This window comes from Hydrogenophaga sp., assembly GCF_050182545.1.
GTDB lineage: Bacteria > Pseudomonadota > Gammaproteobacteria > Burkholderiales > Burkholderiaceae_C > Hydrogenophaga.
Map to the genome: position 1 here is coordinate 1 of NZ_JBFXCD010000011.1, position 21,860 is coordinate 21,860.

Genomic DNA, 21,860 nt, shown 5'->3' on the forward strand with positions numbered 1-21,860 from the left:
GTGGCCGCCGATGCCTTCCTGGCTCGCAGTTCAGAGGATCACCAAGACCGCTTCTGGCTCGTGAGCGCAAGGCGCTCTGCGCAGCGAAATCAAGGGGGAGGACCGGCAAAGCCGGTCCGGAGGACATTCGCGGAGCAGAGCGCCTTGCGCTCACGAGCCCGCCAACCCCTTGGCGCGAAGGGAGTCGGTGGTATCCGGTTGTGCCGGACGCCGCCGGAACAACCGCCCGAAGAACAGCGACACATCGTCCACCAGCGTGAACACCGCCGGGATCACCAGCAGGCTCAGGAAGGTCGAGGTGATCAGGCCACCGATCACCGCCACCGCCATGGGCGAGCGGAAGCTGCTGTCGGCCGCGCCCCAGCCAATCGCGATCGGCAGCATGCCAGCACCCATGGCAATGGTGGTCATCACGATGGGGCGCGCCCGCTTGTGGCAGGCGTCCAGGATGGCGTCGAGCCGGCTCAGGCCGTGTTCGCGCCGCGCCTCGATGGCGTACTCCACCAGCAGGATGGAGTTCTTGGTCGCCACGCCCATGAGCATGATCAGGCCGATCAGCGAAGGCATGGAGAAACTCTTCTGGGCGATCAGCAGCGCCACGAAGGCACCGCCCAGCGACAGCGGGAGCGCGGCCAGGATGGTGAACGGGTGCAGGAAGGCCTTGAACAGCAGCACCAGCACGATGTAGATGCAGAGCACGCCGGTCAGCATGGCCAGGCCGAAACTGGCGAACAGCTCGCCCTGCACCTCCGCGTCACCGATCTCCAGCACCGAGACACCCGGGGGCAGGTTGCGCAGGCTGGGCAGTTTCTCCACCGCGGTTTTCATGTCGCCCAGCGCAATGCCCGCGAGTTCGACCTCGAAGTTGATGTTGCGCGCGCGGTCGTAGCGGTCGATCACCGCCGGCCCGCCACCAAAGCTGAGCGTGGCCACCTGTCCCAGCATCACCGGGCCTTTGCTGCCGGGCACGGCCAGGCGCTCCAGCGTGGCCAGGTCGTGGCGCGCCGAGACGTCGAGCTTGACCACGATGGGAATCTGCCGCTGCGGCAGGTTCATCTTGGGCAAGGCGTTGTCGTAGTCGCCCACGGTGGCGATGCGCAGGGTCTCGGCGATGGCGCTGCTGGTCACGCCCATCTCGGCCGCGCGCGCCAGATCGGGCACGACACTGATCTCGGTGCGCACCAGGGCCGCGGTGGACTGGATGCTGCCCACGCCGGCGATGGTGCGCAGGTCGCGCTCGACCGCCCTGGCCGCGCTCTGCATCGAGGCCGCGTCGTTGCCGGTCAACGTCAGGATGTACTTTTCACCCGAACCGCCCAGGCCGACCTTGCTGCGCACACCGGGCAGGTTGGACATGGCCTCGCGAATCTGGTTCTCGATGCCCTGCTTGCGCGGGCGCTCGCTGCGCGGGTCGAGCTGGATCGTGAGCGCCGCCTTGCGCGACTCGGCCGCGCCCTGCGGCGCGAACGGGTCGGACCCGGCGGTGCCCGAGCCGATGGTGGTGTAGACCGACTTCACGTGCGGCACCGCGGCCACCAGCTGGCGCGCGCGCTCGGCGGTGGCGATGGTCTGGTCCAGCGTCGAACCCGGTGGCAGCTCGATGTAGACCTGCGTCTGCGAGTTGTCATCGGCCGGGATGAAGCCCTGCGGCAGCAGCGGAATCAGCATCAGCGAACCGAAGAAGAACGCACCCGCGCCGACCATGGTGATCCAGCGGTGGCGGATGCACCAGGCGGCCCAGCCCTGGTAGGTGTTGAGCCAGGCCGGCTCGTCCTGGTTATTCATCCAGCGCCAGACCGCGCCGGTGAATCGGCTGCTGCGCGCCCAGCGCGGCATGTCCTTGGCCGTCACGATCGGCCTGAGCAGGTAGGCCGCCATCATGGGCGTGAGCGCGCGCGCCACCACCAGCGAGGCGAACACGGCGAATGAGGCTGTCCAGCCGAACTGCTTGAAAAACTTGCCCGGAATGCCGGCCATGAAGGCCGTGGGCAGGAACACCGCGATCAGCGTGAAGGTGGTGGCGATCACCGCCAGGCCGATCTCGTCGGCCGCTTCCATGGATGCCTGGTAAGGCGTCTTGCCCATGCGCATGTGGCGCACGATGTTCTCCACCTCCACGATGGCGTCGTCCACCAGGATGCCGATGACCAGCGAGAGCGCCAGCAGCGTCACCACGTTGATGGTGAAGCCCATGTAGTGCATGCCAATGAAGGCGGGAATGGCCGACAGCGGCAGCGCCACGGCCGAGACCACGGTGGCGCGGAAGTCGCGCAGAAACAGCCAGACCACCAGCACCGCCAGCATGGCGCCTTCGTAGAGCAGCTTCATGGAGCCATCGAACTCTTCCTTGACGGGCGTGACGAAGTCGAACGACTCGGTGATGCGCAGGTCGGGCCGCGCGTCCTGCAACGCCTTGAGCTTCGCGCGCACACCGTCGCCGACCTCGATCTCGCTCGCACCCCGGCTGCGCGCCACCTCGAAGCCCACCACCGGCTTGCCATCGAGAAAGGCCGCCGCCGTGGGCTCGGCCACCGTGTCCTTGATCTCGGCGATCTGGTCCAGCCGGATGCGGCGGCCATCGCTCAGCGAGAGCTCAAGCCGGGAGATGGCCTCGGCCGACTGCAGCGAAGAGAGCGTGCGCAGCGGCTGCTGGCTGCCGCCCAGATCCACACGCCCGCCGGCGCTCTCGATCTGCACCTTGGCGAGCTGGCGCGAGATGTCCGACGCCGTGGTGCCCAGGGCCTGCAGCTTGAGTGGGTCCAGCAGCACCTGCACCTCGCGGTCCACCCCGCCCACGCGGTTGACCGCGCCCACGCCGCGCACCGACAGCAGCAGCTTGGCCACGTCGTTGTCGACGAACCACGAGAGCGCCTCGGCGTCCATCCGGTCGGACGCCACCGTGTAGGCCAGCACCGCGCCACCGGCCAGTTCGATCTTGTTGATGATGGGTTCGCGCAGGTCGGTGGGCAGGTCGCCACGCACCTTGGCCACGGCCGAGCGCACGTCGTCCAGCGCTTCCTGCGTGTTCTTCTCGATGACGAACTCGGCCGTGATCGACACAGTGCCGTCCTGCACCTTGGTGTAGATGTGCTTGAGCCCCTGCAGCGAGGCCAGGCCGTTTTCGATGATGCGGGCGACGTCGTTTTCCAACTGGTTCGGAGACGCGCCGGGCAGCGTGGCCAGCACGGTGATGTTGGGCACGTCCAGGTCGGGGAAGTTCTGCACCTTCATCTGCTTGAAGGAGAACAGGCCCGCCAGCGTGAGCATGACGAACAGCATCGCCGCCGGGATCGGGTTGCGGATGGACCAGGCAGAGACGTTCATGCGCGCGCCCTCACTGAACCACCTTGACCAGGTCGCCTTCGTTCAGGAAACCGGCCCCCTGCACCGCCACCGCCTCGTCCGGCTTGAGCCCTTCGAGGATTTCGACGCGCTCGCCCACCCGGCGACCGGTCTGCACCTTGCGCTGGCTGGCCTTGCTGGTCTGCGTGTCGATCACGAACACGTAGTTGCTGCCGTCGCGCACGACGATGGACTCGCTGGCCACCGTGAGTGCTTCGCTCTGCCCCAGATCGAAGCTGCCCTTGGCAAAGGTGCCAGCCTTCAGGTCGGCGTGGCGCGGCAGGTCCACGAAGACCAGGATGTTGCGCGTCTGCGGGTCGGCGCTGGGCGCGATCGCACGCACCCGGCCTTCGATCTGTGCGCCCGTGGCCGCCGTGACTTCCACCTTCTGCCCCGTCCGGATGCGCCCGACCTCGCTGGGCGTGACCTCGCCGCGCCACTCCAGGCGGCTCTGGCGCACCAGGCGGAAGAGCTCCTGCCCCGCGCCCACCACGGCCCCCACGGTGGCCATGCGGGCGGAGATCACGCCGTCGTCCGGCGCGAGCACCCGGGTGTTGCCCAGGCGCACCTCGGTCGCGGCGAAGGCGGCCTTGGCGGCCTCGAACTGCGCGCGCGCCACCTTCTCTTGCGTCAGGTACTGCGCCACCTGGGACTTCGAGAGCGCGCCGCTGTCCTGGATGGAACGCGCGCGCTCGGCGTCGGCCCTGGCGTTCTCGAAGCTGGCCTCGGCCTGCATCAGGCTGGCGCGGCTTTGCAGGCTGTCGGCCTGCGTGGTTTCGCTGGCGAAGACGGCCAGAACCTGGCCCTTGCGCACCACGTCACCCACGTTGACGTTCACCGACGCGAGGCGCAGCCCGTTGACCTCGGCACCCACACTGGCTTCCTGCCACGCGCTGACGTTGCCATTGGCCTGCAGCCGGATCGGCAGTGGCCCTTGCGCCGGGCGCGCCACGGTCACGGTGAGCGAAGGCCGTGGCGCTGCCTCGGCGGGCGGGGCTTCGTCCTGCGGCTGGCCGATGACAGATCGCAACACCAGCAAAAGGACCAGAACCAGGGCGATGGCGGCGGCGAGCCAGAGCCAGCGTTTGCGCGATGGCGAAGAAGCAGCGTTCATGAAGGGTCTTTGAGGGCGTTGGGGTTGTTCACGGGGTCGAAGCCGCCGCCGAGCGCGACATAGAGTTGGACCCAGGCGTTGATGCGCTCCTGTTGCAGTGCGACTGCGCTGCTGTCGGCGTTGAGCTTGAGGCGGCGCGCCTCTTCCAGCTCGTTCAGGCTGGCCAGGCCCACACGGTAGCGCGACTCGGTCCCTTGCAGCGACTGGTTGTAGCCGGCCACGGCGGTGTCGGTGGCGGCCACGCGTTCGCTCAGGCTGGCCAGCGTCACCAGCGCCTGCTCAACCTCGGCCACGGCCTGGCGCACCGTGCCGGCGTAGGCCAGGCTCGCGGCTTCGTAGCGGGCCTGGGCGCTGTCTGCGCTGGCGCGCAGGCTGTCGCGCCCGAGCAGCGGCAGGCTCAGCGTCACCGGGCCGATCGACCAGGTGTTGAAGTTGCCTTCGATGCCGCCACCGGAAAACCGGTTGCGCAGCAGGCTGCCCTGCAGCGTCAGACCCGGCAGCAGGGCCGCGCGTGCCACGCCCACGTCCTGACTGGCGGCCACCAGTTCGCGCTGCGCGCGGTAGATGTCGGGCCGCTGGCGGATGACCTCGGCCGGCACCGCGTTCACCGAGAGCAAGGCATCAAGCCGCTCCGGACGCGGCAGGTCCGTCGCGGCAGCGAGCTGCTGGCGCAGGTCCGGCTCGGCCATCCCGGTGAGCGCCGCGAGCGATTTCACCTGCCGCTCGCACTGTTCGTTCTGCTGGCGGTAGCGCGCCGCGCTCTCCGCACTGCTGGCGCGCGCGAGCGCGGCCACCGCCGGGGCGGTCAGCCCGGCGCGTTCGGACACGGCGTTGTTCTCGGCCGTCACGGCGCGCGAGTCGCGGTCGCGCTCGGCCACCGCCAGTTGCACGCGGCACAGCCGTTGCGCGAAATACAGTTGCGCGACTTCGGATGCCACCAGCACGCGGGCTTCGTGCCAGCCGGCACTCGCGGCGTCCTGCTGTGCCTGCGCGCTGCCCAGGCGCGCGTCGCGCTCACCCCAGAGCGCAACCACCCATGAAGCCTGCAGACCCGCGCTGAGCGTGGTGCCCAGAGGGGTGGTGGGGTCGGTCAGGCCGCGGCTGGCGCGCGCGATGGCGTCCACCTGCGGGCCGGTCTGCGCCTGCACGCCCAGGCGCGCCGCACGGGCAGCGAACACCTGCGCACGGGCCGATGCAACGTTCGGGCTCAGCGCCTGCGCGCGCGCGATCCAGTCGGTGAGCAAGGGGTCGTCGAACCGGCTCCACCAGGTGGTGAGTTCTTCCGGACTGCCCTGGTGGGGCAAGGGTGGCGCGTACCACCGGGTGGGCAGATCCACCGGCACGTCGGCCGGTGGCTGGGTGACGCTGCAGGCGCCAAGCAAGGCGGCGCTGGCCACCACGGCAAGCATTCGCTTCATGGAATTGGGAGTCCCTGATCGGTTGTGGTCCGGGAAAGACTCTAGTCGATTTCCCGATCCGAACATTTCAATACTTTTCAATGCCGAGACGGTTTGTAACGCCCTGCCCCACGCGCCCAGACGGGCTTCAGTCGTCCTCGGCCGCGGCCACCCCGGGGAACAACACCTCGGTGAATCCGAAACGGGTGAAATCGCGCACCCGCATCGGGTACAGCATGCCCCGGAGGTGATCGCACTCGTGCTGCACCACACGGGCATGAAAGCCCTCGGCCTCGCGATCGATCGCCCGGCCTTGCGCATCAAAGCCCTGGTAGCGGATGCGCCGCCAGCGCGGCACCACGCCGCGCATGCCGGGCACCGAGAGACAGCCTTCCCAGTCCTCTTCCTCTTCATCGCCCAACGGGGTGATGACGGGGTTGATCAACACGGTGCGTGGCACCGGCGGCGCATCCGGATAGCGCGGGTTGGGCAGGCCGCTGCCAAAGATCACCACCTGCAGATCAACCCCGATCTGCGGAGCGGCCAGGCCGGCACCGCTGGCCGCGGCCATCGTCTCCTGCAGGTCCGCCACGAGCCGGTGCAGCGCGGGCGTGTCGAAGGCGGCGACGGGCTGGGCATGGCGCAGCAGGCGCGGGTCGCCCATCTTGAGGATGGCGTGGACGGTCATGGCGTCTGCGCCTCCGGGGCGTTGAGCAAAGCCAGCATGCCGGCTTCGTCCAGCACGGCGACGCCCAGCGACTGCGCCTTCTCCAGCTTGCTGCCGGCCTCGGCACCGGCCACCACGTAGTCAGTCTTTTTGCTCACCGAGCCGGCCACCTTGGCGCCGGCGGCTTCGAGCAGATCCCTGGCCTGGTCGCGGCTGAGCGAGGGGAAGGTGCCGGTGAGCACGAAGGTCTTGCCCGCCAGTGGCTGCGGCGCACGCGCCGCGGGTTCGCCCTCTTCCCAGGTCAGGCCGCAAGCGCGCAGTTGCTCCACCACCTCGCGGTTGTGGGGCTGGTCGAAGAAGGTGCGAATGCTTTGCGCCACCACGGGCCCCACGTCACTGACCTCCAGCAACTGGTCCACGCTGGCGTCCATGATGCGGTCGAGCTGGCCAAAGTGGCGCGCCATTTCCTTGGCCGTGGCCTCGCCCACGTGGCGGATGCCCAGGCCGAAGAGGAAGCGTGGCAAGGTGGTGCGTTTGGACTTTTCCAGCGCGTCCACGATGTTCTGTGCGGATTTGTCGGCCATGCGTTCCAGGCCCGCCAGGGTGGTGAAGCCCAGCCTGTAGAGATCGGGCAGGGTCTTGATCAGTCCGCTGTCGACCAGTTGTTCGACCAGCTTCTCGCCCAGGCCCTCGACCTCGACCGCGCGGCGCTGCGCGAAGTGCAGGATGGCCTGCTTGCGCTGCGCGGCGCAGAACAGGCCACCGGTGCAGCGGTGATCGGCCTCACCCTCCTCGCGCACCGCGTCGCTGCCGCACACCGGGCACTGGGTCGGCATCGTGAAGGGCGGTGGATCGCCCACGCGCTTGTCCACGAGCACCGAGACCACCTCGGGGATCACGTCGCCGGCACGGCGCACGATCACCGTGTCGCCCACGCGCACATCCTTGCGGCGGGCTTCGTCCTCGTTGTGGAGGGTGGCGTTGGTCACGGTCACCCCACCCACGAACACCGGCGCGAGCTTGGCGACCGGGGTGAGCTTGCCGGTGCGACCCACCTGCACGTCGATCGCCTGCACGGTGGTGAGCTGCTCCTGGGCCGGGTACTTGTGCGCCACCGCCCAGCGCGGTTCGCGCGTGACAAAGCCGAGCTGTTTCTGCAGCGCCAGCGAATTGACCTTGTAGACCACGCCATCGATGTCGTAGGGCAACTGGTCACGACCGGCACCGATGCGCTGGTGAAACGCCACCAACGCGTCCGCGCCGGCGGCCAGCGTGGTCTGCTCGGCGACCGGAAAACCCCAGGCCTTCAGGCGCATGAGCCAGTCGTACTGGGTGGCGGGGGGATTTGCATCGCCCTGCACCTCGCCCCAGCTGTAGGCGAAGAAGCTCAGGGGCCGTTGCGCGGCGATCCGGGAATCGAGCTGGCGCACCGCGCCCGCCGCGGCGTTGCGGGGGTTCACGAAGGTTTTTTCACCCTTGGCGCCGGCGGCGATCTTGGCACGCTGCTTCTCGTTGAGCGTCTCGAACCGGTCGCGGCGCATGTAAACCTCGCCGCGGACCTCCAGTACGGGTGGGGCGTCCGCCGGCAGGCGCAGTGGCACCTGCGCAATGGTGCGAACGTTGGTGGTGACGTCCTCGCCCACTTCGCCATCGCCGCGCGTGGCGGCCTGCACCAGCACGCCGTCCTCATAGCGCAGGCTCATGGCCAGGCCGTCGAACTTGAGTTCGGCCACATAGTCCACGGGCGGGTCGGACTCGCTCAGGCCGAGCGCGCGGCGCACCCGGGCGTCAAAGTTGCGCGCGCCGCTGGGTTCGGTGTCGGTCTCGGTGTTGATCGAGAGCATGGGCACGGCATGGCGCACGGGCGTGAACATGTCCAGCACGCGCCCGCCAACGCGCTGCGTGGGCGAATCCGGCGTGAGCAGCTCGGGGTGCGCGGCTTCGATCGCCTGCAACTCGCGAAACAGCCGGTCGTACTCGGCGTCGGGAATCTCCGGCTCGTCCAGTGTGTAGTAGCGGTGCGCGTGGTGATGCAGTTGCGCGCGCAGATCGGCGGCGCGCGCGGCCGGCGAAGGCGGCTCGGCGAACAGGTCGGAGGTCATCGGGCTGTCGCCGGGCCGCCCCAAGGCAGACCAGCCCCCTCGGGGGGCAGCGACCCGCGCAGCGGTGGAGCGTGGGGGTTCATGGATTTCAGGAGAAAAGTCGTCGTGCCTGAGGCGAACCCGCCGACAGGTCGCGGCTGTCCAGCGCGTCGTACAGGCTTTCGAGGTCAGCGCCGATGTGGTCCATGGCGGCCACGGACAGCGGCTGGCCACCGTCGTCGGTGACCATGCCTTCCATGGCCTCGGCCAGGGCGGTGGCGGCCTGGCGCATGCGCGCAAACGGTTGCTCGCCGCGCGGCACGTGGGTGACTTCCAGCGACAGCGCAATCTCGCGCAGCGCGCTTTGCTCGGGGTCTTCGGCCATCGCGGCCTGGGGGTCGAACACCAGGCTGAGGACCGGCGCCTGCCCGCTGTGGCTGCCCGAGAGAACCATGCGCCCAGGCAGCGCACCGGGCACAAATCCAAGGCGGGCCGCGTGTTGCGCCACGTAGCCCGGGCTCCAGGCCGCGCGGCGTGCGCGCAACGTGAAACCAAGCTGGGCATCGTGCCCGCTGGCAAAGGCGTCAAGTTCGCGTGCGCGGGCGACCTCGACGCGCATGTCAGGGAAATCCGGCGCGGCGCCAACCGCATCGGCAAAGGCCTGCACCTTCACCACGAACTCGGAGAACTCGATGTCGTTGAGCGCACCAGAGCGGTTGGCCAGTTGCACCCCCGCCTGCAGCGCGCGGTAGCGCTGGCCCGCGCGCGGGCTCTCCCATTCGCCCGTCGCCGCGCTCAGCGCCTCCACCGCGAACGGCTTGCTGCCCACACGGCGCGTGCCGGGCAACGCGGACAGCAACGCATCGCCCGAGACCTCATGCTCGAGCATCAGCGGCGTGATCACGTCGATCAGCGCATCCAGCCCGGGCCGCTTCTCCGGTGGCTGGCCCATGGTCGGGTTGATGCTGACTGCGGCGGCTGCGGCGGCAATTTCCTCAGGGTCGTGAGCGGCGGGCGCGCCAGGCATGTCGCCCAGCACGGGGTCGATGCGCTGAATCTCGTGCTCGGCCAGGTCGGCGGGGGAATACGGCAGGGTTTCATCGCCGTCGCGGTCCGCCCTTGCGGCGTCGGGGCCGCCGCGCTCGCGCACGGTGCGCGGCGCGCTCTGGTTGGTGACCCAGGCGTTGTAGGCCACCACGCCCGCGAGCACAAGCCCTCCGATGATGGCCAGACCGATTTGCAGTGTGCTCATGGTGCTGTGGGGTGTGCGATCAGGTGGGTTCGAGCATACCGGCTGCGGACTCCATGTCCACTGCCACGATGCGCGAGACACCTTGTTCCTGCATGGTCACGCCGATCAGCTGCTCGGCCATTTCCATGGCGATCTTGTTGTGGCTGATGAAGAGGAACTGGGTCTCCCGGGCCATCGCCGTCACCAGCTTCGCGTACCGCTCGGTGTTGGCGTCGTCCAGCGGCGCGTCCACCTCGTCGAGCAGGCAGAACGGCGCCGGGTTGAGCTGGAAGATCGCGAACACCAGCGCGATGGCGGTCAAGGCCTTCTCGCCACCAGAGAGCAGGTGGATGGTCTGGTTCTTCTTGCCGGGCGGCTGCGCCATGACCTGCACGCCGGCGTCGAGGATTTCCTCGCCGGTCATCACCAGCCTGGCGTTGCCACCGCCGAACAGCTCGGGGAACATGCGGCCGAAGTGCGTGTTGACGGTCTCGAAGGTGCTGCCCAGCAGCTCGCGCGTTTCGTTGTCGATCTTCTTGATCGCGTCTTCCAGCGTGTTCATGGCCTCGACGAGGTCGGCCGACTGCGCATCCAGGAAGGTCTTGCGCTCGCGCGCGGCGGTCAGTTCGTCCAGCGCGGCGAGGTTGACCGCGCCCAGCGACTGGATCTCGCGGTGCAGGCGATCGATCTCTCCCTGCAGGCCGCTCAGGCGCACGTTGCCCTCGGTGATGCTTTGCGACACGGCCGCCAGATCGGCTTGCGCTTCTTCGAGCAGCTGGCTGTATTGCTCCACACCCAGACGCGCGGCCTGCTCCTTGAGCTGGAAGTCGGTGATGCGGTTGCGCAGCGGCTCCAGTTCGCGTTCGAGCTGCAGGCGGCGCTCGTCGCTGGCGCGCAGCTTGGCGGTGAGTTCGTCGTACTGGCTGCGCAGCCCGCCCAGCGCCTGCTCGCGCTCGAGCTTGACGGCCAGGGCGTTCTGCAACCCGGCCTGGGCGGCGGCGTCGTTGAGTCGGCCGAGTTCATCGGCCGCCCGTTGCTGTTCCTCTGCGAGCGACTTTTCCTGCGTGGCGGCGGTTTCCATTGCGCGCTGCAGCTCGCTCTGGCGCGCCTGGAGGCTGCGCAGCGCGAACACGGCTTCCTGCGCGGTGCGCTCCAGCGTGCGCTGTTGCTCGCGCGCCTGGCTGAGCGCGCGCTCGGCCTCGATCACTTTGTCGTCGAGCTGCGCATGGCGCTCCTGGCTGTCGGCCAGTTGCATGTCGAGCTCCTCGAACCGCGCCTCGGCGGTCACGCGGCGCTCCTGAAGCTCTTCCAGCTGTGCGTCGACCTCTGCCAGATCGGAACCGATCTGCTCGCTGCGCGCGCGCGTCTGCTCGGCCTGCTGCGTCAGGCGCAAGGCCTCGACCTGCAGTTCGTGCGCGCGGGCGCGCGATTCGGCGGCCTCGCGGCGCGCGCTCACCAGACGCTGCGAGGCGTCGGTGTAGGCGGCCTCGGCGCGGATCAGCGCCGCACGGGCCTGCTCAGCGATCAGCACCTGGGCCTTGAGCTGCTTGTCGATGTTCTCGATTTCCTGCGCACGCGCCAGCAGGCCGGCCTGCTCGCTGTCGGGCGCGTAGAAGCTCACGCTGTGCGCGGTGACGGCGTGGCCACTGGCCACGAAGATCACCTCGCCCGGCTGCAGCTGGGCGCGCTGCGCCAGCGCCTCTTCCAGACTGGATGCGGTCAGGCAGCCATGCAGCCATTCGGCCAGCAGCGCCTGCTGGCCAGCGTCGTTCAGCCGCAGCCATTGCGCCAGTGGTTTGAGGCCGGTGGCGCTGGCGCTGGTGGCAGCGCCCACCGGAGGGCTGTAGAACGCCAGCTTGGCGGGCGGCGCGTCGTTGCCGAAGGCGCGCACCATGTCCAGGCGAGAGACCTCCAGCGCGCCCATGCGCTCACGCAGCGCGGCTTCGAGCGCGTTTTCCCAGCCGGTCTCGATGTGGATGCGGCTCCACAGGCCCTGCAGCCCCTCCAGCCCGTGTCTGGCAAGCCAGGGCTTGAGCTTGCCGTCGGTCCTGACCTTCTCCTGCAGTGCCTTGAGCGCTTCCATGCGGGCCGAGAGGTCGGCCTGTTTCGCGGATTCCTGGTTCACCGCCTGTTGCGCGGCGCGGCGCGCTTCGTCGAGCTGCGGCACGCTGTCCTGTAGCTCGTGGAGCACGGCGTCGTGCATCTCCGCGGCCTCCTGCGCACTGGCGAGCTGGGTCTGCGCGTGCTGCACGCGCGCCTCGTCGGGAGCGGCCAGGGCGTTGCGGTCGGCAACGAGCCGTTCACGCCGCTGATTGAGCGAGCGGCTCTGCTCTTCCACATTGCGCTGCTCGGCGGCCAGCACCTGGATTTGCTGCTGCACCAGCGCCACGCTGGCGCGCTGTTCGTTGGCGCGCGCCTGGGACTGGCGCAGGTTGTCTTCGAGTGCCGGCAAGGCGCCCGATTGTTCCTCACCCTGCGCCGCGAGCACAACCGACTGGTCCTCGGCCTGCACCATCGATTCGGCCAGTTGCTCCAGCTCGACCGCCGCGTCCTGGCTGCGTGTGCCCCAGGAAGCGATCTGCTCTGTCAGTTGCACTAGCCGCTGCTCGACACGCTGGCGGCCTTCGACCACGAAGCGGATCTCGGCCTCGAGCTTGCCCACCTCGGCGCTGGCTTCGTACAGCTTGCCCTGGGCCTGGTTGACCTGGTCGCCGGCCGCGTAGTGTGCCTGGCGGATGGTTTCCAGATCGGCCTCGACGCGGCGCAGGTCGGCCGTGCGCGATTCCAGATCGTTCACCGCCTGCGCGGCGTCGTTCTTCACCTTCACCTGGTCGGACTCGGCCTCGCTGCGCTTGAGGAACCAGAGCTGCTGCTGCTTGAGCGTGGCGCTGGCCTGCAGGGTGTTGTAGTGCGCGGCCACCTCGGCCTGCTTCTCCAGCTTGTCCAGATTGGCGTTGAGCTCGCGCAGGATGTCTTCCACCCGCGTGAGGTTCTCGCGCGTGTCGGCCAGGCGGTGTGCGGTCTCGCGGCGGCGTTCCTTGTACTTGGAGACGCCCGCGGCCTCTTCGAGGAAAAGCCGCAACTCTTCGGGCTTGCTTTCGATGATGCGGCTGATGGTGCCCTGGCCAATGATGGCGTAGGCGCGCGGGCCCAGGCCGGTGCCCAGGAAAACGTCCTGCACGTCACGGCGGCGCACCGGCTGGTTGTTGATGTAGTAGCTGCTGGTGCCGTCGCGCGTGAGCACGCGCTTGACAGCGATCTCGCCGAACTGGCCCCACTGCCCGCCCGCGCGGTGGTCGCTGTTGTCGAACACCAGTTCGACGCTGGAGCGGCTCGCCGGCTTGCGCGTGTTGGTGCCGTTGAAGATCACGTCCTGCATGGACTCGCCGCGCAGTTCGGAGGCTTTGGACTCGCCCAGCACCCAGCGCACGGCGTCCATGATGTTGGACTTGCCACAGCCATTGGGGCCGACCACGCCGACGAGCTGACCCGGCAGCATGAAGTTGGTCGGTTCGGCGAAGGACTTGAAGCCGGAGAGCTTGATCGAGTTGAGACGCACGGCGTTCCGATGACGGTCAGGTGAAGCGAGCGCGGCTGCGCGCGGGAGCGACCGGAAATCATAACTGCCGGGGTCCGGGCGCTCCGTTACCACGTGAAGCGCATCACACCCTCCCCGGATTTCCCGACCGCTTGGTCAATTAACGGTACCCGGCAGGGTAAATATTCGGGTTTTCACCTACAGAATGCGTGCTTTCGGGCTATCAGGACATCCCGTCATACAACGCCTTTGACCTAAGACCAGAAAGTACGAGCATGAACTCCCCAGTCACCACCACATTCGACCCAGTCCTCGTGGCCCTGTCCTTTTTCTTCGCCGTCGTTGGCTCGCTGATTGCCCTCACCGCGGCTTCGCGCATCAAGGCCGGTCACGCCCGCCCTGCGCTGTCCAGCGTGCTCACCATCGGCGTGGCGCTGGGCGGCATCGGTGTCTGGTCCATGCACTTCATCGGCATGCTGGCGCTGAAGATGGATGTCGGCAGCAGCTACTCAATGGCAGAAACCATGCTCTCGCTGGTGGTGGTGGTGTTGGCCACATCGCTCGCCGTGGGCCATGCCGCCCAGCGGCCCGACAGCCTGCTGCGCCTGCTGGGCTGCGGCTTTGCTCTGGGCATGAGCGTCGTCGTGATGCACTACCTCGGCATGTTCGGCCTGAAGATCTACGGCTTCATTGCCTGGAACTACGACATCGTGGCACTGTCGATGCTGATCGCCGTCGTCGCGGCCACCGCCGCCCTGTGGCTGGCCCTGAACACGCCCACGCTGACGCGGCGTGTGCTGGCCTCGCTGGTGATGGGTGTGGCCGTGTGCGCCATGCACTACACGGGCATGGCCGCCGCCGAGTTCATCTGCACCACCGACAGCCGCACCGCCATTCCCCAGGGCACGGGCTACATCAGTGCCTTCAGCCTGCCCACGCTGGTGATCGTCACCACCGTGCTGATGATCCTGATGCTGTCGTTCGAGCTGTTCATGCAGAACCTGCGCACCAGGCCCGCGACGGCGCTGGCGCCCCGCAGCCGCTAGGCGTGTCCGGAGCGGTGGCACCAAGCCCGATAATCGCGGGCCATGAACCCCCTGCTCTCTCGCCTGCAGCCCTACCCCTTCGAGCGGCTGCGCAAGCTCTTCGCCGACGTCACCCCCAACCCCGCCCTGCGCCCCATCAGCCTGGGCATTGGCGAGCCGCGGCACGCGGCGCCCGATTTCCTGAAACAGGCCCTGGCCGGTGCGCTCGACACGGGCCTGAGCAGCTACCCGGCCACCACCGGTACGCCCGCGCTGCGCGAGGCATGCGCCGCCTGGGTGGCGCGGCGCTATGGGGTGAAGCTGGATGCGGCCACCCAGGTGCTGCCGGTCAACGGCTCGCGAGAAGCGCTTTTTGCCTTCGCGCAAACCGTCATCGACCCGACGCGCGAGGGCGCCGCCGTGGTGATGCCCAACCCGTTCTATCAGATCTACGAAGGCGCGGCCTTGCTGGGCGGCGCCGCCCCGCATTACGTGGCGAGTGACCCGGCGCGCAACTTCGCCGTCGACTGGGACAGCGTGTCAGAGGCCGTCTGGGCGCGCACGCAACTGCTGTTCGTCTGCTCGCCCGGCAACCCGGCCGGTGCCGTGATGCCGCTGGACGAGTGGCGCAAGCTGTTCGAACTGAGTGACCGCCACGGTTTCGTGATCGCCTCGGACGAGTGCTACAGCGAGATCTACTTTCGCGACGAGCCGCCTCTGGGTGGCCTGGAGGCGGCGCAGCGCCTCGGTCGCGGCGATTTCCGGCGCCTTGTGATCTTCACCAGCCTGTCCAAGCGCAGCAACGTGCCCGGGCTGCGCAGCGGTTTCGTGGCGGGGGACGCTGCCCTGATCAAACCTTTCCTGCTCTACCGCACCTACCATGGCGGCGCGATGAGCCCCGTGGTCCAGGCCGCGAGCATCGCCGCCTGGGGCGACGAGGACCACGTGGTCGACAACCGCCGCCAGTACCGCGAGAAGTTCAGCCAGGTCACGCCGCTGCTGGCGCAGGTGCTGGACGTGGCGCTGCCCGACGCGTCGTTCTACCTCTGGGCCGGTGTGCCGCCTTCGTTTGCCACAGCCGTGCCCGGCCTCAGCGCCGACGAGGCCTTCGCCCGCGAGCTGCTGGCTCAATACAATGTGACGGTATTGCCCGGCAGCTACCTGGCCCGCGAGTCAGGTGGCGTCAACCCGGGCACTGGCCGCGTGCGCATGGCCCTGGTGGCCGAGCCGGCGGAATGCCTGGAGGCCGCCGGGCGCATCCAGTCGTTCCTCTCGCAGCGCGCCTGACGCGCGTCCCGTTTCTTTCTTCATCTTTGCCCTGAGACCCATGAGCCAACAACTGCAAGACCTGATCAACAACGCCTGGGACAACCGCGCCGAACTCTCGCCCGCCTCGGCACCACGCGAGGTACTCGATGCGGTGGAACACGTGATCGCCGAACTCAACAAGGGTCGCCTGCGCGTGGCCACTCGCGAAGCCGTGGGGCAGTGGACCGTGCACCAGTGGATCAAGAAGGCGGTGCTGCTGTCGTTCCGGCTCAAGGACAACGAGGTCATGCGCGCTGGCGACCTGGGTTTCTTCGACAAGGTCAAGACCAAATTTGCCCACCTGAGCGAGGCCGAGATGAAGGCCACCGGCGTTCGTGTGGTGCCACCTGCCGTGGCGCGCCGCGGCAGCTACGTGGCCAGGGGCGCCATCCTCATGCCCAGCTACGTGAACATCGGCGCCTACGTCGACGAAAACACCATGGTCGACACCTGGGCCACGGTTGGCTCCTGCGCGCAGATTGGCAAGAACGTGCATCTGTCGGGTGGTGTGGGCATCGGCGGTGTGCTCGAACCCCTGCAGGCAGGCCCCACCATCATCGAGGACAACTGCTTCATCGGCGCGCGCTCCGAGGTCGTCGAGGGCGTGGTGATCGAGGAGAACTCCGTCATCTCGATGGGCGTGTACATCGGCCAGAGCACCCCCATCTACGACCGCGCCACCGGCGAGGTGAGCTACGGCCGTGTGCCGGCCGGCTCTGTGGTGATCAGTGGCAACCTGCCCAAGGATGGCGGCAAGTACAGCCTGTACGCGGCCATCATCGTCAAGCGCGTGGACGCGCAGACGCGGGCCAAGACCAGCCTGAACGACCTGCTCAGAGACTGAGCCCGGACTTTTTCGGCATTCCAGGGAAAGGCACGACATGAGCAGCGGAACGATGGAGCGCATCCTGCGCCTGATGGCCGACAAGAAGGCCTCTGACGTGTACCTGTCGGCGCATGCGCCGGCCATGATCAAGATCAACGGGCAGACCATCCCGGTCAACAGCCAGGTGCTGCCGCCGGAGGCACCACGCAACCTGCTCTCGGAGATCGTGCCGCCCACCCGCATGGAGGAGTTGCAGGAAACCGGCGAACTCAACATGGCCGTGCCACTGGAAGGGCTCGGCAACTTCCGTGTCAGCGCATTCCGCCAACGGGGCCACATCGCGGTGGTGATCCGCTTTGTGCCGGGCGACATCCCTGCGCTGGACTCGCTCAATGTGGCGCCCGTGCTGGCCGATCTGATCATGGAGAAGCGCGGCCTGGTGCTGATGGTCGGCGCCACTGGCGCAGGCAAGAGCACCACACTGGCGGCCATGATCGACTACCGCAATGAACGCGCCACCGGACACGTGCTCACGGTCGAAGACCCGATCGAGTATGTCTACCGCAACAAGAAGTCGGTGGTGAACCAGCGCGAGATCGGGCCGGACACGGCCTCACTGCAGATCGCGCTGAAGAATGCGCTGCGTCAGGCGCCCGACGTGATCCTGATCGGCGAAATCCGCGACCGCGAAACCATGTCGGCCGCCATCGCCTACGCGCAGTCGGGCCACCTGTGCCTGGCCACGCTGCACGCCAACAACAGCTACCAGGCGCTCAACCGCATCCTGAGTTTCTATCCCGTCGAAGTGCGCCCTACCATGCTCGGCGACCTGGCCGCCGCGCTGCGCGCCATCGTCTCGCAGCGCCTGCTGCGCACGCACACCGGTGGGCGCGTGCCCGCGATGGAGGTCATGCTCAACACCTCGCTGATCGCCGACCTGATCCAGAAAGCCGATTTCTCCGGCGTGCGCGAGGCGATGGAGAAGTCTCTGGCCGAAGGATCGCAGAGCTTCGAGCAGGATCTCGCGCGACTGATCAACGATGGCCTGGTGGCGCGCAACGAGGGTCTGGCCCACGCCGACTCCCCCAACAACCTGCTCTGGCGCCTGCAGAACGACTTCAACGCCAGCAAGGCGAACGATGCCGCCAACGCGAGCGAAGAAGAAGGTGGCGAAGGTGCGACGTTTACCGAGTTCACACTCGACGTCAAATTCTGATGACCTCCACGCTGCGCCTCGCCGAGGAACTGATCGCACGCCCCTCCATCACGCCGCGTGACGAGGGCTGTCAGTCGCTGATCGCGACCCGGCTCGCGCGGCTGGGCTTTGTCTGTGAAACGATGGAAAGTGGTCCGGCGGACTTTCGTGTCACCAATCTCTGGGCGCGCCTGGGCACGGGCCAGCGCCCGACACTGGTGTTTGCCGGACACACCGACGTGGTGCCCACCGGGCCGTTCGAGGCCTGGACCAGCGACCCGTTCGTGCCCAGCCACCGCGATGGCAAATTGTTCGGGCGGGGCAGCAGCGACATGAAGACTTCGATTGCCGCCATGGTCGTCGCCTGCGAGGAATTTCTCACCGCCCACCCGGTGCCGGCCATCGACATCGCCTTTCTGCTGACCAGCGACGAGGAAGGCCCCGCCCTGGACGGCACGGTCATCGTGTGCAACGCGCTCAAGCAGCGCGGCGAGCGGCTGGACTGGTGCATCGTGGGCGAACCCACCTCGGTCGAGCGCACCGGGGACATGATCAAGAACGGCCGCCGCGGCACGCTGAGCGGCAAGCTCACCGTCAAGGGTGTGCAAGGGCACATCGCCTATCCGCACCTGGCCAGGAACCCGATTCACCTCGCAGCACCCGCGCTGGCCGAACTCACACGAACCGTCTGGGACAACGGCAATGACTTCTTTCCACCCACCAGCTGGCAGGTCAGCAACATCCATGGCGGTACGGGCGCGAGCAACGTCATCCCCGGCAACGTGGTGATTGATTTCAACTTCCGCTTCTCCACCGAGTCCACGCCCGAGGGACTGCAGAAGCGCTTGACCGAACTGTTGCAAAGTCATGGCCTGCAGCCCGGCACCGACTTCGATCTGCACTGGACCCTGGGCGGCAGGCCCTTCCTCACGCCCCCGGGCACACTGGTGGAGGCGGTGCGCGCGGCGGTGCTGGCGGAAACCGGCATCGAAACCACGCTGTCGACCACAGGTGGCACCAGCGACGGGCGCTTCATCGCCCAGGTGTGCGAACAGGTGATCGAGCTGGGCCCGCCCAACGCCACCATCCACAAGATCGACGAACACGTGGCGCTCGCGGACATCGAACCGCTGAAAAACATCTACCGCCGCACCCTGGAGCACCTGGCCGCACGGGCCAGTGCCTGAGAACACCCCGTGATCCTGAGAGACCTCCTGGCCCAAGCGAGTCAGCGCCTGGAAGCCGCGCAGCTGGCCTACGGCCATGGCACGACCAACGCGCGGGACGAGGCCGCGTGGCTGCTGCTGTGGCAGTTGGGCCTGCCACTGGACAGCGACCTTGAAGCACTGGCCCACCGCCATGTCAGCCCCACAGAGCATGCCAAGGCGCTGGCGCTGATCCAGCGCCGCATCGACACCCGCGAACCCGCCGCCTACCTCACTGGGGAGGCGTGGCTCCAGGGCGTCTCGTTCCACGTTGACCGGCGCGCCATCGTGCCGCGCAGCTTCATCGCCGAGTTGCTGGCCGAGGGATCCATCGACCCCTGGCTGGACGAGCACTCGCGCGACGTGCTCGACCTGTGCACCGGCAATGGCAGCCTGGCCGTGCTGGCCGCCATGGCCTACCCCGACGTTCGGGTCACGGGCTCGGACATCTCGACCGACGCGCTCCAGGTGGCCCGCATCAATGTCGAACGCCATGGCCTTCAGGACCGCATCCAGCTGGTTCAGTCCGACGGCCTGCACGACTGTCGCGGTCCCTGGGACCTGATTCTGTGCAACCCGCCCTACGTGAATGCGCAGAGCATGGCAGCGCTGCCACCCGAATACCTGGCCGAACCCGCCCTGGCGCTGGATGGCAACACCGCGGGCAGCCGGGACGGCATGGACTTCATCCGCGGCCTGCTTCGCGACGCGCCGGCCTGCCTCAAGCCGCGCGGCGTGCTGGTGCTCGAAATCGGCAACGAACGCGCGCACTTCGAGGCCGCCTTCCCGCAGCTCGAAGCCATCTGGCTCGACACCAGCGCGGGCGACGACCAGGTGCTGCTGCTCACCCTTGAATCCCTTCTGACGCTGCCCTCCCCGCAGGCGTCCACCCCATGATCACTCTGAAGAATGTGGTCCTTCGCCGCGGGGCGAAGGTCTTGCTCGATGGCGCCTCCTGCACCATCAATCCCGGCGAAAAGGTCGGTCTCGTCGGCCGCAACGGCGCGGGCAAGTCCAGCCTGTTCCGCCTGCTGGACGGCACGCTGCACGAGGACAAGGGCGATTTCACCGTGCCCGCACAGTGGCGCATGGCCCAGGTTGCGCAGGACATGCCAGAGACCGTCATGTCGGCCACACAGTTCGTGATCGAGGGGGACGTGACGCTGCTCGCCGCGCAGCAGGAAGTGGCCGCGGCCGAAGACAGCGGTGATGGCGAGCGCATGGCCCACGCCTACATGGAGCTGCATGACGCGGGCGCCCACGACGCGGCGGCCCGCGCGCAGGCCCTCATCCTGGGCCTGGGCTTTCGCACCGACGAGCTGGAACGACCGGTGGACAGTTTCTCGGGAGGCTGGCGCATGCGCCTGCAGCTCGCGCGCGCGCTCATGTGCCCAAGCGAACTGCTGTTGCTCGATGAACCCACCAACCACCTGGACCTGGACGCGCTGGTCTGGCTGGAGGCATGGTTGCAACGCTACGAAGGCACCATGCTCGTGATCAGCCATGACCGCGAGTTCCTCGACGCCGTCACCAACGTCACCGTGCACATCGAGCGCGCCCAGCTCAACCGCTATGGGGGCAACTACAGTCGCTTCGAGGACATGCGCGCCGAACAGATGGCGCTGCAAGCTTCCGCCTATGCACGCCAGCAGGAAAAAATGGCGCACCTGCAGAAGTTCATCGACCGCTTCAAGGCCAAGGCCAGCAAGGCCAAGCAGGCGCAAAGCCGCGTGAAGGCGCTGGAGCGCATGGAAAAGATCGGCCCCGTGCTGGCCGAGGCAGATTTCAATTTCGAGTTCAGCGAACCTCAGAACCTGCCCAACCCCATGCTGGCCATGGAGGGCGTGACCTTTGGCTACCCACCGCGAGAAGCTGGCGGCGAGCCGGTGGCCATCGTGCGTGGCATCAGCCGCTCGGTGCTCGCGGGCCAGCGCATCGGCATCCTCGGGGCCAACGGCCAGGGCAAATCCACCGTCGTCAAGACGATCGCGCGCGACCTCGCTCCGCTGGCGGGTCAGATCACCGAAGGCAAGGGTCTGAACATCGGCTACTTCGCCCAGCAGGAACTCGACGTGCTGCGCCCGGCCGATACACCGCTGGAACACATGATTCGCCTGGTGCGCGACTGCACCGCGCAAGGGCGCCTGAGCGGGCAACCCACGCGCGAGCAGGACTTGCGCAGCTTCCTGGGCAACTTCAACTTCACCGGGGACCAGGTCAAGCAAAGCGTGGGCAGTATGAGCGGCGGTGAGAAGGCGCGGCTGGTGCTTTGCATGATCGTCTGGCAGCGCCCCAACCTGCTTCTGCTCGACGAACCCACCAACCACCTCGACCTTGCCACCCGCGAAGCCCTGTCGGTGGCGCTCAACGAATTCGAAGGCACGGTGATGCTGGTCAGCCACGACCGCGCCCTCCTTCGCGCGGTGTGTGATGAGTTCTGGCTGGTTTCCCGGGGGGGCATCGCGCCCTTCGACGGCGACCTGGACGACTACCAGCGCTACCTGCTGGACATGGCCAAACAGTCGCGCGAGGCACAGCGTCAGGAGCAGCGGGGCCAGTCCCGCGCGCAGGCTCCCGACACCGCCACGGCGACCGCTCCGGCTCCATCCGCGGAAGCTGGTCGTGCGCCAGAGCAGAAGCGCGCGGACGCTCAGCGCCGCCAGCAACAGGCGGAAAAGACCAAGCCCTTGCGGAAGGAGCTGGAGAAGACCGAGACACGCATGGCGCAACTGGCACAAGAAAAGGCCCGGCTCGAAAGTGCGTTGAGCCAACCTGGCAATCCCGCCGACATCGCCGAATCCGGTCGCCGGCTCAAGGCCGTCAACGATGAAAACGACGTGCTGGAAGTGCGCTGGCTGGAATTGCAAGAAGCGATTGAAGCGGCAGGCACCTGAGTTCCCCGCCCCAAGGCGGCTGGGGTATGCTGCCGTT

The 21,860-nt window shown here is 67.7% G+C and carries 14 protein-coding genes; 7 read left to right on the plus strand and 7 right to left on the minus strand.

Annotated elements, in window-relative coordinates; translation table 11 throughout:
- Positions 1 to 150: 150 nt before the first annotated feature.
- The 7 genes from AB7P10_RS12860 to smc form a co-directional block, all read right to left on the minus strand.
- On the minus strand, positions 151 to 3,324 hold the full coding sequence (locus tag AB7P10_RS12860; RefSeq protein WP_428294255.1) for an efflux RND transporter permease subunit: 3,174 nt from the start codon (positions 3,322 to 3,324) through the stop codon (positions 151 to 153).
- A 10-nt stretch (positions 3,325 to 3,334) separates the two neighbouring features.
- Positions 3,335 to 4,456 carry an efflux RND transporter periplasmic adaptor subunit gene (locus AB7P10_RS12865; RefSeq protein ID WP_428294256.1) on the minus strand — a complete coding sequence of 374 codons (1,122 nt, stop codon included), beginning with the start codon at positions 4,454 to 4,456 and terminating at the stop codon, positions 3,335 to 3,337.
- Complete coding sequence (locus tag AB7P10_RS12870; RefSeq protein WP_428294257.1) at positions 4,453 to 5,874, minus strand: efflux transporter outer membrane subunit; 1,422 nt, start codon at positions 5,872 to 5,874, stop codon at positions 4,453 to 4,455. Before AB7P10_RS12870 ends, AB7P10_RS12865 begins: the two co-directional genes overlap by 4 nt.
- A gap of 127 nt (positions 5,875 to 6,001) precedes the next feature.
- Positions 6,002 to 6,541: a peptide deformylase gene (gene def / locus AB7P10_RS12875; RefSeq protein ID WP_428294258.1), complete on the minus strand. Its 540-nt coding sequence runs from the start codon at positions 6,539 to 6,541 to the stop codon at positions 6,002 to 6,004.
- Positions 6,538 to 8,622 carry an NAD-dependent DNA ligase LigA gene (ligA, locus tag AB7P10_RS12880; protein WP_428294259.1) on the minus strand — a complete coding sequence of 695 codons (2,085 nt, stop codon included), beginning with the start codon at positions 8,620 to 8,622 and terminating at the stop codon, positions 6,538 to 6,540. The genes def and ligA overlap by 4 nt, the downstream gene beginning before the upstream one ends.
- Before the next feature lie 88 nt (positions 8,623 to 8,710).
- The gene (locus AB7P10_RS12885) at positions 8,711 to 9,853 is read right to left on the minus strand and encodes a cell division protein ZipA C-terminal FtsZ-binding domain-containing protein (RefSeq protein WP_428294260.1); all 1,143 of its coding nucleotides are present in this window, start codon (positions 9,851 to 9,853) and stop codon (positions 8,711 to 8,713) included.
- A 19-nt stretch (positions 9,854 to 9,872) separates the two neighbouring features.
- Positions 9,873 to 13,391 (minus strand): chromosome segregation protein SMC, encoded by a 3,519-nt coding sequence (smc, locus tag AB7P10_RS12890; protein WP_428294261.1) that lies wholly within the window; start codon positions 13,389 to 13,391, stop codon positions 9,873 to 9,875.
- 254 nt (positions 13,392 to 13,645) lie between these two features.
- Between smc and AB7P10_RS12895 the strand changes: the two genes are divergently transcribed.
- From AB7P10_RS12895 to AB7P10_RS12925, 7 genes are read left to right on the plus strand one after another with little or no spacing between them, the layout of a single operon-like run.
- The gene (locus AB7P10_RS12895) at positions 13,646 to 14,416 is read left to right on the plus strand and encodes an MHYT domain-containing protein (protein WP_428294262.1); all 771 of its coding nucleotides are present in this window, start codon (positions 13,646 to 13,648) and stop codon (positions 14,414 to 14,416) included.
- Positions 14,417 to 14,458: 42 nt separating this feature from the next.
- Positions 14,459 to 15,682, plus strand: a complete 1,224-nt coding sequence (gene dapC / locus AB7P10_RS12900; protein ID WP_428294263.1) for a succinyldiaminopimelate transaminase — start codon at positions 14,459 to 14,461, stop codon at positions 15,680 to 15,682.
- Positions 15,683 to 15,722: 40 nt separating this feature from the next.
- Positions 15,723 to 16,547, plus strand: a complete 825-nt coding sequence (dapD, locus tag AB7P10_RS12905) for a 2,3,4,5-tetrahydropyridine-2,6-dicarboxylate N-succinyltransferase (protein WP_428294264.1) — start codon at positions 15,723 to 15,725, stop codon at positions 16,545 to 16,547.
- 37 nt (positions 16,548 to 16,584) lie between these two features.
- Positions 16,585 to 17,745 (plus strand): PilT/PilU family type 4a pilus ATPase, encoded by a 1,161-nt coding sequence (locus AB7P10_RS12910; RefSeq protein WP_428294265.1) that lies wholly within the window; start codon positions 16,585 to 16,587, stop codon positions 17,743 to 17,745.
- The gene (dapE, locus tag AB7P10_RS12915; protein ID WP_428294266.1) at positions 17,745 to 18,911 is read left to right on the plus strand and encodes a succinyl-diaminopimelate desuccinylase; all 1,167 of its coding nucleotides are present in this window, start codon (positions 17,745 to 17,747) and stop codon (positions 18,909 to 18,911) included. Before AB7P10_RS12910 ends, dapE begins: the two co-directional genes overlap by 1 nt.
- Before the next feature lie 9 nt (positions 18,912 to 18,920).
- Complete coding sequence (gene prmB / locus AB7P10_RS12920; RefSeq protein WP_428294267.1) at positions 18,921 to 19,826, plus strand: 50S ribosomal protein L3 N(5)-glutamine methyltransferase; 906 nt, start codon at positions 18,921 to 18,923, stop codon at positions 19,824 to 19,826.
- Positions 19,823 to 21,823, plus strand: a complete 2,001-nt coding sequence (locus tag AB7P10_RS12925) for an ATP-binding cassette domain-containing protein (protein ID WP_428294268.1) — start codon at positions 19,823 to 19,825, stop codon at positions 21,821 to 21,823. Before prmB ends, AB7P10_RS12925 begins: the two co-directional genes overlap by 4 nt.
- Positions 21,824 to 21,860: the final 37 nt, after the last annotated feature.

Bases quoted from the DNA above. Each gene is read 5' to 3' on its own strand.
- AB7P10_RS12910 (WP_428294265.1), top strand. From the start codon at position 16,585: ATGAGCAGCGGAACGATGGAGCGCATCCTGCGCCTGATGGCCGACAAG.
- dapD (WP_428294264.1), top strand. From the start codon at position 15,723: ATGAGCCAACAACTGCAAGACCTGATCAACAACGCCTGGGACAACCGC.
- def (WP_428294258.1), bottom strand. From the start codon at position 6,541: ATGACCGTCCACGCCATCCTCAAGATGGGCGACCCGCGCCTGCTGCGC.
- AB7P10_RS12885 (WP_428294260.1), bottom strand. From the start codon at position 9,853: ATGAGCACACTGCAAATCGGTCTGGCCATCATCGGAGGGCTTGTGCTC.
- ligA (WP_428294259.1), bottom strand. From the start codon at position 8,622: ATGACCTCCGACCTGTTCGCCGAGCCGCCTTCGCCGGCCGCGCGCGCC.
- AB7P10_RS12925 (WP_428294268.1), top strand. From the start codon at position 19,823: ATGATCACTCTGAAGAATGTGGTCCTTCGCCGCGGGGCGAAGGTCTTG.
- dapC (WP_428294263.1), top strand. From the start codon at position 14,459: ATGAACCCCCTGCTCTCTCGCCTGCAGCCCTACCCCTTCGAGCGGCTG.
- AB7P10_RS12895 (WP_428294262.1), top strand. From the start codon at position 13,646: ATGAACTCCCCAGTCACCACCACATTCGACCCAGTCCTCGTGGCCCTG.
- AB7P10_RS12860 (WP_428294255.1), bottom strand. From the start codon at position 3,324: ATGAACGTCTCTGCCTGGTCCATCCGCAACCCGATCCCGGCGGCGATG.
- AB7P10_RS12870 (WP_428294257.1), bottom strand. From the start codon at position 5,874: ATGAAGCGAATGCTTGCCGTGGTGGCCAGCGCCGCCTTGCTTGGCGCC.
- dapE (WP_428294266.1), top strand. From the start codon at position 17,745: ATGACCTCCACGCTGCGCCTCGCCGAGGAACTGATCGCACGCCCCTCC.
- AB7P10_RS12865 (WP_428294256.1), bottom strand. From the start codon at position 4,456: ATGAACGCTGCTTCTTCGCCATCGCGCAAACGCTGGCTCTGGCTCGCC.